14 protein-coding genes are annotated in these 14,006 nt (G+C 55.3%); 8 read left to right on the forward strand and 6 right to left on the reverse strand.

Features of this window, described 5'->3' with window-relative positions; all coding sequences use genetic code 11:
- Nucleotides 1–19: 19 nt before the first annotated feature.
- On the reverse strand, nt 20–1,780 hold the full coding sequence (locus tag KGZ66_07385; protein MBS3985411.1) for a PrpR N-terminal domain-containing protein: 1,761 nt from the start codon (nt 1,778–1,780) through the stop codon (nt 20–22).
- Nucleotides 1,781–1,932: 152 nt separating this feature from the next.
- Between KGZ66_07385 and pdxA the strand changes: the two genes are divergently transcribed.
- Nucleotides 1,933–2,976: a 4-hydroxythreonine-4-phosphate dehydrogenase PdxA gene (gene pdxA, locus KGZ66_07390; protein MBS3985412.1), complete on the forward strand. Its 1,044-nt coding sequence runs from the start codon at nt 1,933–1,935 to the stop codon at nt 2,974–2,976.
- Between the two features lie 73 nt (nt 2,977–3,049).
- On the opposite strand, the gene KGZ66_07395 is transcribed toward pdxA, so the two are convergent.
- Nucleotides 3,050–4,909, reverse strand: coding sequence for an ATP-dependent helicase (locus tag KGZ66_07395; GenBank protein MBS3985413.1), 1,860 nt, complete (start codon nt 4,907–4,909; stop codon nt 3,050–3,052).
- Nucleotides 4,910–5,072: 163 nt separating this feature from the next.
- On the opposite strand from KGZ66_07395, the gene KGZ66_07400 reads away from it, so the two are divergent.
- The 4 genes from KGZ66_07400 to KGZ66_07415 are packed head-to-tail and all read left to right on the forward strand — an operon-like array spanning nt 5,073 to nt 7,740.
- The gene (locus KGZ66_07400) at nt 5,073–5,594 is read left to right on the forward strand and encodes a sigma-70 family RNA polymerase sigma factor (GenBank protein MBS3985414.1); all 522 of its coding nucleotides are present in this window, start codon (nt 5,073–5,075) and stop codon (nt 5,592–5,594) included.
- Nucleotides 5,581–6,084, forward strand: a complete 504-nt coding sequence (locus tag KGZ66_07405) for a zf-HC2 domain-containing protein (GenBank protein MBS3985415.1) — start codon at nt 5,581–5,583, stop codon at nt 6,082–6,084. Before KGZ66_07400 ends, KGZ66_07405 begins: the two co-directional genes overlap by 14 nt.
- Nucleotides 6,081–6,926, forward strand: coding sequence for a hypothetical protein (locus tag KGZ66_07410; GenBank protein ID MBS3985416.1), 846 nt, complete (start codon nt 6,081–6,083; stop codon nt 6,924–6,926). Before KGZ66_07405 ends, KGZ66_07410 begins: the two co-directional genes overlap by 4 nt.
- Entirely contained in the window at nt 6,919–7,740 is an 822-nt protein-coding gene (locus KGZ66_07415) for a DUF4097 family beta strand repeat protein (protein MBS3985417.1), read from the forward strand. The genes KGZ66_07410 and KGZ66_07415 overlap by 8 nt, the downstream gene beginning before the upstream one ends.
- 98 nt (nt 7,741–7,838) lie before the next feature.
- Here KGZ66_07415 and KGZ66_07420 read toward each other — a convergent pair whose 3' ends face one another.
- Nucleotides 7,839–8,633, reverse strand: coding sequence for a D-cysteine desulfhydrase family protein (locus KGZ66_07420; protein ID MBS3985418.1), 795 nt, complete (start codon nt 8,631–8,633; stop codon nt 7,839–7,841).
- Nucleotides 8,634–8,864: 231 nt separating this feature from the next.
- Between KGZ66_07420 and KGZ66_07425 the strand changes: the two genes are divergently transcribed.
- The 3 genes from KGZ66_07425 to KGZ66_07435 are packed head-to-tail and all read left to right on the forward strand — an operon-like array spanning nt 8,865 to nt 10,453.
- Nucleotides 8,865–9,137: an AbrB/MazE/SpoVT family DNA-binding domain-containing protein gene (locus tag KGZ66_07425; GenBank protein MBS3985419.1), complete on the forward strand. Its 273-nt coding sequence runs from the start codon at nt 8,865–8,867 to the stop codon at nt 9,135–9,137.
- Nucleotides 9,134–9,547 carry a putative toxin-antitoxin system toxin component, PIN family gene (locus tag KGZ66_07430; GenBank protein ID MBS3985420.1) on the forward strand — a complete coding sequence of 138 codons (414 nt, stop codon included), beginning with the start codon at nt 9,134–9,136 and terminating at the stop codon, nt 9,545–9,547. The genes KGZ66_07425 and KGZ66_07430 overlap by 4 nt, the downstream gene beginning before the upstream one ends.
- A 27-nt stretch (nt 9,548–9,574) precedes the next feature.
- Complete coding sequence (locus KGZ66_07435) at nt 9,575–10,453, forward strand: acetamidase/formamidase family protein (GenBank protein MBS3985421.1); 879 nt, start codon at nt 9,575–9,577, stop codon at nt 10,451–10,453.
- A gap of 63 nt (nt 10,454–10,516) precedes the next feature.
- Here the strand turns inward: KGZ66_07435 and KGZ66_07440 are convergent, their stop codons facing one another.
- Genes KGZ66_07440 through KGZ66_07450 form a run of 3 tightly spaced genes read right to left on the reverse strand, consistent with a single transcriptional unit; the run spans nt 10,517 to nt 14,005 of the window.
- Nucleotides 10,517–11,782 (reverse strand): ammonia-forming cytochrome c nitrite reductase subunit c552, encoded by a 1,266-nt coding sequence (locus KGZ66_07440; protein ID MBS3985422.1) that lies wholly within the window; start codon nt 11,780–11,782, stop codon nt 10,517–10,519.
- 46 nt (nt 11,783–11,828) lie between these two features.
- Nucleotides 11,829–12,704, reverse strand: a complete 876-nt coding sequence (ccsB, locus tag KGZ66_07445; protein MBS3985423.1) for a c-type cytochrome biogenesis protein CcsB — start codon at nt 12,702–12,704, stop codon at nt 11,829–11,831.
- 2 nt (nt 12,705–12,706) lie between these two features.
- Complete coding sequence (locus tag KGZ66_07450) at nt 12,707–14,005, reverse strand: cytochrome c biogenesis protein ResB (GenBank protein MBS3985424.1); 1,299 nt, start codon at nt 14,003–14,005, stop codon at nt 12,707–12,709.
- Between the last annotated feature and the right edge of the window lies 1 nt (nt 14,006).

The following is a 14,006-nucleotide window of genomic DNA, read 5'->3' on the forward strand; positions in this document are numbered from 1 at the left end:
TCACTGACGCAACTTCTGGTTAACCACTCCCTCTTTGAAGCATCCTCCAAAGGGTTGTGCGGCTTATCCCCAACCTTCTGGCCGCCCTAGTCTGGTTCATGCCCTCTTCCCTCAAAACGGCCGCCAGAATATCATGTGTAATTTTTTCAATTGGTTGTTTGGTGTTTACACTAACCTGACCCGTCGCAGGGAGTATTTGCTTCCACCCTTCATTATCAAGTGCCCACTTCACATCATGTGCCGAAATGTAGGAACCCTTAGTTATGGAAGCCAGCGTGCTTAGCACTCGCTTTAGCTGGCCAAGGTTGTGCTCCCAGGGAAACTGCTTTAGCATGGCAATCCCTTCTGGTTCGCAACCCAGTATGTTGAGGCCGTGTACGACGTTGATCTCATTGAGGAAGGCTCCTAAAAGCCCTGGGATATCCTCCGCTCGCTCCCGCAGCGGGAGCAGCTTTATGGTGAGGCTGGGCATACGACTGTTAAACGCACGGTAGGCATACTTATGGTGCAGGTCGGAAAGGCGCGTAGTCAAAGTGACAATCAGGCGGTTCCTAAGATGAAGCTGGCTACTTTCCACAAAAGCGAGCAGCCTTTGTAGCCGCTCTTCAGTTAGGCTATGGATGTTTTTGAAACACACCGTGCGTTCCTTAAGAAGTAAACACGAGTCAGTGCTGCCCAAAAGGTGAGCGAGGCCCTTGGTATCGAGTTCGTCAAAGTCGATGCAGTAGCTTTTCCCCCTCCCAGAAATAAGCATGTTAGCCACCCGCTCTTTACCGGTACCGGTTTCGCCGACAACTATCACCGGCAACCTACTATTCCGGCAACGGTCAATGTCCTGCAGCAGCTTTGAGTCGTAGCTGGAATTCAAACTAAAATAGCTCCCGTGTAAGTCTTGCTTAACAATAGCGTACACCCCAGGAATCACATGGTTCTCACCCCGGTCCACCTGTTCGATCAAGTAGATGCAATATGTCGTGCCGTCTATCTGCACTAAGTGGCCTGAGACCTTGACATTACGATTATCCACCTTCTGTACTAAGGTATGCCTACTATTTCTGAGAACAGTGGGATTCATTTCCCGTGTAATTCTTAAGAATAGTTCCTTATCCTTCTTTATGTTACTGAATATAGGGTCGCGCTCTGCAAAGATAATGACACCGCCGCCACCTAAGCGGGTGGCTTGGTGTAACATCTGATTTTGACCCCTAATCTTTTCAAGGTTACGGTAGAAGCTTACAGCTTCCTCAACAGCTGTTAGTGCGCTTTCTCGAGAGGATGTAATTAAGACAGCTGTCAAGCCCTGTCTTTGCGCCTCAGTAAAGGAGATTGTGTCCCCAAAAATCATGGTGTACCCTTTCTCTGCTAGGGTTTGTATGGCACCGTAAACGTCATTCGTCCTTTCGATCTCCACAATTTCCACTTTGCTTTGGAGGATGTCGCGCAACACCTTGGCCATTTTGCATATGTTGGGGAATCCCACAATGGCACATTTACCGATGTGGGATTCGGCTAGCTTCATAACACCCATGAGGTCGTAGTGCGAGAGCGCAATTTCGATTACCGGTAGTTGGGCAGTGTCCCGGATCAGCTTGGCCGTGCCACCCCGTGAGATGATGATGTCGTACTCAGATTCATCAAGCTGCCGAACGAGATCAGCTCCTGCCTCCAAATCGGCCTGGTAGGCTGTAATCTCTAAATCATCACGATTTTCCCCAATACTCATGAACATGTCTTTAAGCCCTGCATAAGGAGCGACAACCAAGATCCTCAGCTTCCGCATGCCATCTCCTCCCCTACGCTAATTGTTTCATTAATGTACGAACAACCTTGGTTCCGCAGATTGCAGTGGCTAACCGCGACAGATATTATCATGATAATCATAGCAAAAACAAAATCACAGCCTACACGTAGGTTGACGGAGGGTGTTGCATTATGAAACAGGGCAAGCCGATTATTGGCATAACTATGGGTGACCCGGGAAGCATAGGTCCCGAGATTTCGGTAAAGGCTTTGCGCGATTCCGCAATATACGAGAAATGTCGGCCGATCATTATTGGTGATGTGCCTGTAATGCAAAAAGCACTTGAAATTGTCGGCAGCAACGATCTCAACGTTAATTCGGTCAGTGATGTCAGTTCAGCCCGCTTCAAGCATGGGATCATAGACGTATTCGACATGGGTGCCATTTCAATGGACAAGGTGGATATCGGTAGATTCACGGCCGCTAATGGTGCGGCTTCCTATCGCTATGTAGAAAAAGCCATCACCTTAGCATTGAGCGGTGACATTGACGCAACAGTAACAAACGCGTTGAGCAAAGAGGCGATCAACTTAGCTGGACACGTCTATGCAGGTCATACCGAAATCTATGCTCACCTGACCGGGACTACTCAATATGCTATGATGCTCGCCCATGATGATCTGCGGGTAGTTCACGTATCGACTCATGTTTCCTTGCGGGAAGCATGTGAACGCGTGAAAGAACATCGCGTCTACGAAGTTATCGTGCTGGCAGATAGAGCCTGCAGAACCCTTGGGATTAAGCGCCCTGCAGTAGGGGTGGCCGGGCTTAACCCCCACAGCGGAGAAGCGGGAATGTTTGGCACCGAGGAAATCGACGAAATCATCCCCGCTATTGAAAGGGCAAGGAAAGAGGGCATAAGCGTAGAAGGACCTATCCCGCCGGACACAATATTTCCAAAAGCTAGGGGCGGATGGTATGATATCGTGGTAGCCATGTACCACGACCAAGGACATATTCCGCTGAAAATGGAAGGTTTCGTTTATAATAGAGTTGAGAAAAAATGGGATGCAGTGTCCGGTATCAATGTCACGCTAGGCTTGCCAATTATCCGTACCTCAGTTGACCACGGCACCGCAATGGACATAGCTTACAAGGGAACGGCTAGCCCATCCAGCCTTGTAGCAGCCATATCCTGTGCTGTGAAGTTTGCTGAAAATCGAAATGCCCCGTGACAAGACCATTCATCCCTTTGCTCACTACATTGTGCAAGTTCATCAAATCGGCGAACCCGCAGCTTCCCCGCTTTCACGGCGTACTGCCAGTGCGGGCGGCGGTCAACCCTTCTGCCACAAAGCGTGACCGCGCCACGGTGCGACCGCGAATCTGCTTAGGCGAAGTTATGCACAGCCTGTTTTTTGCCCGCGTGCAGCCGACGTAGAACAAGCGGCGTTCCTCTTCGAGCTGTTCGGGATGCTCTGCTAAACTGTGCGGCAACAACCCCTCTACTGCCCCTATAATCCACACGGCCTCAAACTCCAGCCCTTTGGCACCGTGAAGCGTCATGAGGTTTAGCTTCCCCGGCACGGCATCTTCGCTGCGCGCTTGGACTAACACCCGCGCGCGCTCTTTGGCATGCTGCAGATATGCGGGTACGGAGCTAAAGGACTCCATTTCTAGCCTTAGCTCCTCGCAGATTTCGGTGTACTCGCCGCGCGCTACCCCCCGATGCGCCGCATAGTTTTGCAGATAGCGGCGAAACCCCATTTCCTCTAGATAGTAGTCCAAGGCCGCCGCAGGTGCCAGACGAGCCGCTGTACTTAAGTGCAGTTTGAACTTCGAAACACGCTCCGGCGAAACTAGTCTCGCCGCCCGCTGCCAAACACCCTCGCCTTGCGACAAGCGCTGTAGCTCTGCACCCTGTTCCGCCGACAAGTTTAGTTGACGACGCGCCACCTGCGCGAAGGGTTCAACCTGATTTGGATTTACCGTTAACTCTAAAAAGGATAGCACTTCGCGCACAACCCAGTGTTCCTCAAGGAAACGCTCTTTGTCGCGCACGACAAACGGAATACTGGCTGCCACCAACTTGCCGACCAGATGATGATTATAGCGGTTGACGCGGTAAAACACAGCCATGTCTTCTAGAGCAGTGCCAGCTTGGCTCTGCTTCTTAACCATAGTGACGATGCTAGCCGCCTCGGCCTGCTGGCTACTGGGATTAAGGCTTAGCGGCGCTTCCCCGCCCTGGCGCGCGGCGCGACCGACGACCGCGTGGCGCAAAGAATTGCGCGCAATTAAGCGATTCGTGTACCCGACAATCGCCGGCGTCGACCGGTAATTTGCCGTCAGCTCGATACGCCGTGCACCCGGAAAGTAGCTGCCAAAGTTTAGCAGATACTCTGGCTTAGCGGCACGCCAGGCGTAAATGGCTTGGTCGACATCGCCCACGGCGCAGATGTTGCCGTGTGCGGCGGCTATCATCCTTAGCACTTCGAACTGAGCGCGATTAGTATCTTGAAACTCGTCCACCAGGAGGTAGCGAGCCTGCGCTTGCATATGGCGCAGGGCCTGTGGGTTCTCGCGCAGCAGGGCATGGGTCTCAAACAGCATATCGTCAAAGTCTAACCTGCCAGCGGCGGTCTTTACTTCTTCGTAACGCACCCACACATCTCGCAGCAGCTTCTTCTCGGGTGGGACGTCCGCGACTGACTGCAGGTTGTTCTTGTGCCAGCTGATTATACGCTGCAGCTCGTCTATCTGGTCGTCTCGCACTTCTTCGCCGAGCTTCCGCAACACCTCAGTTATCCACTTGCGCTTGAGATTGTCGTCTACAAGCTCGCCGGAAAAGCCAAAGCGCCGTAGCGTCTTCCAGAACAAAGCGTGAAACGTACCGATGTTAACCGTCCCCGCCCTTTGGTCGGCCTTCTGCAGGAGCCGCACCAGCCGCAACTGCATTTCCCGCGCGGCGGCCTTCGTAAAAGTCACCACCGTAATCTCGGCCGGGTTCACACCGCTTTCAATAAGCACCGCCGCCCGCGCTGTTACTACCCGCGTCTTGCCGCTCCCCGGCCCTGCTACAACCAAAAGCGGCCCGTCGCGGTGCATTACCGCCTGCCGCTGCGCCTCGTTTAGGGTGAATCCGCTTAATATGCTGCTCTCTCGCACTGCGTCACCGTCCTGAATCAGCTCTTATTGCGTCCTGCGACTATATCTTTCCACACTGCACATGCATCCTCCTGCCCTCGCCATGCCGCGCGTGGTGCAACAGCTTCAGACAAACGCCTAAGCTGTGCGTTATAGTAAGTGAAAAAGGAAGTGTGGTGGTTTCGTGGACGCGGCAACCTATTCAGTGTTAGTGGCGCGCTATCAGCGCCTTGCGTACAGCATTGCTTGGCAGTTGCTGCAGAACCGCGAAGAGGCAGAGGACGTGACGCAAGAGGCTTTTGTCAAGGTGTATAACCGCCTTAAGGCTATGCCCGACCTAAACTTCCTCCCCTATCTTAAAACTACCGTCGCTAACTCATGTAAGGACAAACTGCGTCGACAGCAAACGGCGGCCAAGTACCTGGCAATGAACGTAAGTCCCAATGAGGCAGAACTCCCCTCGCCGGAAGACATAGTCATAGAGCTCACCCAACACCAGCTGCTGCAGAAAGCCATAGATTCACTCCCAGATATGTACCGGCAAGTTCTTGTACTGCACTACGCCTGCGAGCACTCGTACGAGCACATAGCAGAGCTGCTCAATCAGCCACTATCAATCGTTAAAAACCGCATCTTCCGCGGCAAGAAGCTGCTAAGAGACGCCTATCTTAAGATAGAAGGAGGGACGACAGGTGAAGTGCCTTGAACTAGAGCACAAGTTTGAAGCGTACCTCGCGGGCGACTTAACCCCTGCGGACAACCTACACGTAGAACAGCACCTAGAGTCGTGTCCCGCCTGCGCTGCCCTCCTGCTACGCGATGACCCTCTGCTCGACAACCTGTTAGCCTCAGACTGGTACATGCGCGAAGCACCCGATGTGACATCTCGAGTCATGCAGTCCATACACACGCCCAGCCAGTCAAGACTAATGTGGGTACTGGCAACTTTGTCGGTCTACATGGTATTGGTGCTCGGCGGCACTGGGGCCCTTCTGTTCTCGCCAAAACTTGGGCTCGCGGCGGATGTGTGGCGTTACGTGACAATCCTCTGGCAATCGATGGCCCTAGTACTGAGGTTAATAGTAACCGCCTTTGGCTTCTACGAGCTGAGCGCACTCGCGCTCACCCTTGTCTTTGCCCTCGCGACCGCTGCACTTTTTGGCATGGCTCTACTTAGTAAGGAGGAATTTGCGTGAAGAAGTATTTAGTTGTCGCGGTGTTTGTTGCTGTGCTGTTACTTCCGGCGCTAGCCGGCGCAGCATCACAAGACAGCATCGTCAGATTTGGCGAGGACGCCGAGGTACCCCAAGGAACCACCGTCGACACCAACGTGGTTGTCTTTAACGGCAACGCCACCGTGCGCGGCCGCGTGCGCGAGAACGTGGTTGTAATTATGGGGGATATCTATCTCGAACAAGAAGCTGTGGTCGACGGCAATGTTGTCGCAGTGGGCGGCCGCGTAGTAAAGAGCCCCACGGCCCATATCGGCGGCGAGAACGTAAGCCTTGGCGCGGGCAACCTCCGCTTTATGCCGCATATGAATTTCTCGTATGCGCGACACGTAGGTGTACATTCTGTGTGGAAATTGCTGTCGATAATGTTTCTGGGTGGGGTGCTCTACTGGTTGCTCCCCGCTCCCGTAGTGAAAGTGGCCAGCGCAGCCAGCGCCGACCCACTGAAATCTGTACTCTACGGCCTGCTGGGCTATCTGGCGGTGATACCCCTCACCGTCATGCTGATTATCACTATTGTCGGGATAATGGCCTTGCCGCTGCTGTGGGCGTCTGTATTCGCCGGCCGCTTCCTAGGGCAAGTGGCACTCGGCTTGCTCGCGGGCAAGTTCATCGCCGAACGGATGAATCTGAGCTCAAGCGGCGCAGCGCATGTACTCCTTGGGCTGTTGGCGCTTGGCCTCTTTACGCTTATCCCGGTCGTAGGCGGCCTGATGTCCTTGTTCTACAGCCTGCTCGGCTTTGGAGCCGTAGTGTGGACTCTATTGGCACAACGGGCAGCGACTAAGGAGGGAGGCAATGTCTAAACTGATTAGGGCGTTTCTTGTCGTCGCGGGGCTTTGGGTTCTGCTTGGCGCCCTCGTGGTCGTGCCCTTTCACAATTTCCTGTTTAACGTAATGCCAGAGCTTATCCAAGTAGCCGACGAGGTGAGGCGCGAAGAGGTAATAACGAAGCCTGCGGCTGGCATTAATACGTTGCAGGTGCAGACCATCAGCGGCTCTATTATTGTGACCGGTGCGGACACAGCCGAGATTACCATCAGGGCCTACTACAGCTCGCGCGGTCACAATGCCACAGCTCGCGTGCACGAGCTACGAACCGACACAGCAATACAAGGCGATACGCTCGCGGTGAGTGCGGTGTTCCCGACCAGAGTTATGGCTCACGACGCCGTCCGCTATGAGATAATCGTCCCCCGCACCATAAACCTTAACGCGTCTACTGTCAACGGACGGGTCGACGCCCATGAGTTAATTGGGATAGTAGATGTAACGGCCACTAACGGCCCCGTAGAGGTGCTGGGCGAAACCGGTCCGAGCCAGCTCACCGCGCGCACAACTAACGGAGGCATAACCGTAAAGGTGGCTCCTCGGCAAGGCCAGTACGAGCTTCGTACCGTCAACGGTTCCATACGCGTCGCACTGCCGGAGGACTTAGGCGTCACCTTGCGCGCGAATGCCGTCAACGGCGGCGTAACGCTAGACTACGGGCAGTGGATGTTGCAGGGCGGACAAATCAGCCGCCGTAACGTGAACGCCACCCTCGGCGACGGCGCGCTGCAGCTTGATGTCAACACAGTGAACGGCAGCATTAGGCTTGAGCGGTTGGGGAGAAGGTAGATTCATTTCTCTAGAGGGCCTCAAACCACGTCCGTATGCGTTCGGCCATCACGTAGTCGTCGATTACGTTCCAAAGGTTCAGCGTCGGCACTGCTCTGCTACCCCAACACCTGCTCCCGATAGTGATAAAGCGCGGGCGAACCGCCGGTATGCAGAAACAGCACCTTGTCGTCCGGTGCAAAGAAGCCTTCGCGTACTAGGCCGATTAGCCCTGCCATTTGCTTGCCGGTGTAGACTGGGTCAAGCAGAATGCCTTCGCTCTGAGCTAGGAGTGTTACCGCCTCAGCCATTGCCGGTGTGGGGCGGGAGTAACCTGCGCCTACGTAACCGTCAAAGCAGCGCACCTTGTCGCGCGTCGGCGCTGGGCAGCCGACATGGTATGCGGTTGCCGCAGCCAAGTCAAAAATCAGCTTCTCCTGCAGAGCGTTTGGACGACTTACGTTTATGCCTAAGACGGGGAGGTTTAGGTGTGTGCCTTCTACGCCGACTAGCACGCCGGCGTGGGTACCGCCGCTGCCGCTAGGCACGACTATGAAGTCGAAGCTTAGCCCCTGCTCGAACATCTGTTGCGCTAACTCCTGCACGCAGGCAACGTAACCTGTCGCACCGAGGGGATTTGAACCGCCGCCCGGGATAATGTAGGGTCTACCCCCCTCCTGCCGCACTGCCGCGGCGACGGTTTCCATCGCTTGCAGCATGTCGCTGCCGCCCGGCACGACGGTTATCGCCTCAACGCCAAGGAGTTGATACAAGAAGTTGTTGCCCCCCGCTGCAGGGTCGAAGCTACCTGCGACGCGCTCTTCTAGCACTAAGCGGCAACGCAAGCCCTCGCGCACAGCGGCGGCTAAGGTGAGACGGCAGTGGTTTGACTGCACAGCGCCACAGGTAATCAGGGTGTCGGCGCGGAAACTTGGCTAGGTTCATGCTTTCGCCTCCCGATAATGACAATGTGGGCGCAAAATCTGGCTATCACGCCATATAACGTTCGCCATTTTCTGGCGGATTCCTGCATGTAATTCTGCCCCCTACTATCGACTATTGTATTTTGTCTTCTTCTTGCATATACTGAGGGTAGGGTAAGTAGGACTTTCCCTACATCAGAGTTTACTTAAGGAGGTAGCAAGATGACCGCTCCATTAGTTGATAATGCAAAGGTAATGGCCAAAGGCCAGATTACCCTGCCCAAAGACATCCGCTCCAAGCTTCGCCTTGCCAGCGGCGACCGTGTTACGCTGATTTGCGAAGGTGACCAGGTCATTCTCATGAACTCAGCTCTGTATGCTATGAAAATGCTACAGAGAGAAATGCGAGGTGAGGCAGGCAAGGCTGGACTCCTTACCGATGACGACGTACTTGAACTTGTGAAGGAAGTCCGTGCGGAGATTGAGGGGCTGTGAGAGTATTGATCGACACCAATATCTTGGTCTCGGCTGCTTTGAGTGGCGATGGCGCACCATACCAGGCATACATCAAAGCGGTTACGCACCCGAATCGCGGCATCGTCTGCGACCAAAACGTCGATGAAATTCGCCGAGTATACAACCGAAAATTCCCCCACAAAGTCCAAGCGCTCGAACGCTTTTTGGCTCTCGCCCTCACAGTCCTCGAAGTAGTGCCAACTCCTGTTGTTGACGTGCCCGATGAGGCCCTTCTAAGAGATGCAAGCGATAGGCCGATCCTCAGGGCAGCAATTACTGCAAGGGCCGATGTGCTTGTAACAGGGGACAGAGACTTCCTGCAATCTGGTATAACGAGTCCAAAGATCATGACCGCTACTGAGTTTCTGCAAATGGACCAGCTGCCTTAGACGAGAAAGCGATAGGAGGGGAAAGCAATGCGCATTCCGCGTGAAAGTGTTATCTACTCTATGGATAGGGCTAACGCGCCCGTGCTCTGGGTGGAGCCCGGCGCTGTCGTCACTTTTGAGACGACAGATGCTTTTGGGGGGCAGGTGCAGGAGTCGGGGCAGGCTTTGGCAGCCCTTGACTGGAGCAGGGTTAACCCGGCTACCGGACCGCTGTACGTCGAGGGGGCGGAGCCGGGCGATACGCTTAGGGTAGATATCCTAAGCATCGAAGTGGCGGAGCAAGGAGTGATGGCCGCTATTCCCGGTGCGGGGCTGTTTGGCGACCGCGTGCGCGACGCGGAGGTTAAGCTTGTGCCGCTAAGTGGCGGGCGCGCGATGCTCTGCGCAGGCATTAGCGTGCCGCTTAAGCCCATGATTGGCGTCATCGGGGTGGCACCCGCGGGCGAAAGCGAAGGTTGCGGCGTGCCGGGGAGGCATGGAGGAAATATGGATAACGCGCGCATTACCGCGAACACGACGCTGTACTTACCTGTGTTTGTCCCGGGGGCATTACTTGCCCTAGGCGATTTACACGCCGTGATGGGTGACGGCGAGGTAATGGTGACAGGCGTGGAGTGTAGCGGCGAAGTTACGGTGCGCGTCGACGTACTTAAGGGCATGTCTATTCCTAACCCACGCCACGAAGATGCAGAGTTCTTCTATACCATTGCTTCGGACGTAGACCTAGACCAGGCCGTGCGCAGGGCGGCAAACGATATGCTAGATCTCGCGATGGAGAAGCTCGGCTTGTCGCTAAATGAGGCGGGCATGCTCCTAAGTGCCCTTGGCAGCACGGAAATCTGCCAAGTGGTAGACCCAAAAATGACGGCGCGTTTTGCCGTGCCGCGGTGGCTGGTTCGAGTTTAGCGTGGCTAGCTACTAACCAAAGCCCCTGTCACGCTTTAAAGCTGACAGGGGCTTTGCGATTTCCTATCGTCCGATTGCTCTGTTTGTGAGCGTCGCCATTTCGCCTACGAGCCGTTGGGCCTCGCCTAGAATGCGCCTGCCTTCACGTGCATTATGAAAACCGGTGCTGTTCTCTACGAGGAACCAGTCGAGCATCAGTTGGGCTTGGCGGTGCTTGGTTTGTGCCTGGGCAATGAGCGCTGCATTCGCGGTCGGGTTGCGGCGCGCGTCGCGCAGGGCGTTAATCGCCTGCTCGAGATCTGCACCTATCGCATTGGCGGTAGTTCTAAGCTCGCCTTGTAGCTTTTCTGTTCTAGCCCTAAGTGCGGTCATGTCCATCCCATGACACCGCTGACACGATGCTTCCATATGTTTTAGCGGGCTTGCCAGCCAGTGTTGGGTGTACGTGCGGCCTTGGGCATCTTTTACTTGCGGCATATGACAGTCGGTGCAAGTCAGTCGGGCCTCCCAGTGCACGCTCCCCTGGAAGAATTCAAACTCAGGATGCTGAATCTTGTGCACACCGGCACCAGTACGCGGATGCGTCCAGTCGGAGAAGTTTGCGGCATCCTTGTGCGCCAAAGCATCCTCGGGCCTAAAACCACGGCTCCACGGGAAAACAATCTTGTTTGTGACGCCGGGGCCCTCAAAGTAGTACTCCGAGTGACACTGCGCGCAAACGAGCGACTTCATGTCGAAGTCGGCGAGGGTGCGGCCTTGCGACTCTATAGCCGCAATCAGCCAGGGACGGGTTATCGTCAGCGCAAAGTCTGGAGTATTGGGGTCGTGGCAGTCGATGCAGGATACCGGATGATTAGTCTTCGTTGCTGCCTCACTCCAATACATGGTGTCAAGCTCTCGCTGCCCGTACTTAGCTACCAGTGCGGGGTAGTCGGCCGACTTGCAGCCCCAGCACACTCCGCCAAACTTCGGACGCCCGATGTTAATTGTGTCCTCGATGGTGTAAAGGTGCCCGCGCGACTCGCGGAAATCGAACCAGAAGCCAAACCCGTGGTACATGGCTCGCATAAAGGGGTACTTCGTTAGCTTCTGATAGGGGACCGACCCGCCGTGTGCTGTCGGCTCCATTTCCAGCGTGCGCATGTAGCTTGCTACCTGCGCGGGGAAGCGGTCCTGCCAATAGAGCGTCGCCGCGGGCGTCAGCGCTTGGGCAGGCGGCTCGGGCTGTGCGACCGTCTGCAAGGTGACGTACCTCGCCCCTATAGCCACGGCTACGACTATTGCCGCCGTGAGGATGTAGAACATCCATGATGGGCGACTTGTGTCCATTTTCTTTCACCTCCTTCTTCGAGTGATAATTGGGTGCGCGCCTAGTCTAGCCGAACGCATGAATGCCGGGCAGCAGCCACGCCACGCCAACCCAGGTAAAGAGCATGGCTACCCAGCCGAGCGCCACTAGCGCTATGGCGCGCATGCCGGTCCAGCCGCGCGTAATGCGCGCGTGCAGGTATACGGCAAAAACAAACCAAGTTATGAGCGACCACATTTCCTTTGGGTCCCACCCCCAATAGCGTCCCCACGATATGTCTGCCCAGATGGCGCCGCTGATGATCATCGCTGTTTGAAACAGGAACCCAAACCCCGCCGCCCGATAGATATACTCGTCGAGTGAGTCGGCGCTTGGCAGCATGCGCACGAGCGGTGACCCCGCGCGCAAAACAAGGCGCGCAAGCCAGATAGCAGCGCCGGCAAAGGCCACGGTAAATCCGGCGTAGCCAAGCACAGAAGTGGCGACATGGATAGACAGCCAGTCCGATTGCAGAACGGGGGGCAGCGGGCGATGCGCCCGGCTCACCACGATGCCCGGGATAATGCTCGGAATAACCGTGAGGTAGGAGAGATACAGCATCATAAGTGGCGTTAGAAAAGCGCCCACTGCATAGTAACTCTCTTTAAGGCGCCACTCCGTCCACAGGTAAACGAGTGCACTGCCCCAAATAAAGAGGTTACCGAACTCGAAGTGCCCTACAAATGGCAACCGCTGCACGTTGTAGGCCCTAAGCAGGATAAACGCCGATTGCACGGCAAAGGCGATTTTCAGTACGGCCGAGGCAAAGCTCCCCCACTCGCTTTTCCCCTGCATGTAAATCCAGTAACTAATGGTCGCCGCTCCATATAGAATGGCCGCAAGTACAAACAAGGCGTTTTCTATCCACATGGCTAGCGGAGAGACTTCTATTAAAATCGGCATCGCTATTTCGCATCCCCTCTCTGCTTGAGGCGCTCCTCTAGGAGATCTAATGTCGGGTTAAGGTTCAATTTGCTGCGGTACCTGCTGCCGCCAAGCAGAAGAGTGCCATCTTCCTGCTGCAGGGCATAGATGCGCAGGGGTGAGACGAAAAAGCTTAAGTAAAGGCCGAGAAGTAGCAGCAGAGAACCCACAAAGAGGTACGGGCGACCGAGATTCTTGCTTATGGAGTACACCGCGGCAAGGTCAAACCCGGTCATCATAACTTCGACACGGCCGTCTGGGGTATCGAACACCTGCGCCTTGTTTAGCGGCAGGAAGACGGGGCCTTGCGGTTGGTTGTTGCGCATCAGTGCCCCGATAGCAACCGGGCGCTCCGGCCTGTAGTCTATATTAAAGGGCGTCCCATCGGCGCGCATTGAAAAATGCGGGAAAAAGTCTTGCAGGCGAATGTGTAAAGTCCTCTTTGCATCAAGGTACACCCTGTCGCCGGCTAGAAAGCGACTAGAGCCCACTTCACCGGTTTCAATGTCTGTCAGGCGAAGTACCGGAAAATGCAGAAACGTGGAGTGGTAGATGGTGTTGCCGAGAAAGCGCACGGGGTAGTTTATGGACACCGTGTCATTGGCGAGCACCTTGCCGTCACGGCGCACCGTAACGTCGCTGTAAACGCGGGGCCGTATGCGCGGGTCTTCGGCCTGCACCATGCGAATATCGGTAATCTCGACGCTAAAGCCGCCCTCTTGCACCGTGAACTGACTGCCGACCCAGCCGCCATTCTGAACGTCGTAGCCGGTAACAACGCCGTATACTGCGCCAAAAAGAATAACCAGCAGGCTTACGTGACTAATCCATGAGCCAAAGTAACCCAGTCTACCCCGCTCGCCGCAGATTACAGTCCCGGAAGGGCCTTCTTGTGCCGTCACGCGCATCCCCATGGACTTTAAGGCCGCGCTGGCGACAGTTACAGGGTCTGTGCTACCTAGCAGCCTTACTGCGCGGCTGTTCGGCAGGCGGCTAATGTCTGCGGCACCAAGCGTACGCTCTGTCTTAAATGCCAGGCGATAGAGCGGCCCTAGGCGCTGCAACGAACACAACAGCAGGTTAAGCGAGAGGAGAGCTAGCAGTGTTAGATACCACCACGAGCTGTACACGCGCGCAATCGCCTGCTCCATATCTAGCAACGTGGCGCCTGCCGAAACTGCCGCGACCAGTAGCAGGAGCACCAGGCCAAATTGCATCGAGCTAAAGAACTTAATAGTTTGTCTGAGGGGGCTTTCAGGCGCGACATGCGGTCCTCTCAAC

This window comes from Selenomonadales bacterium (assembly GCA_018335585.1).
Classification (GTDB): domain Bacteria; phylum Bacillota; class UBA994; order UBA994; family UBA994; genus UBA994.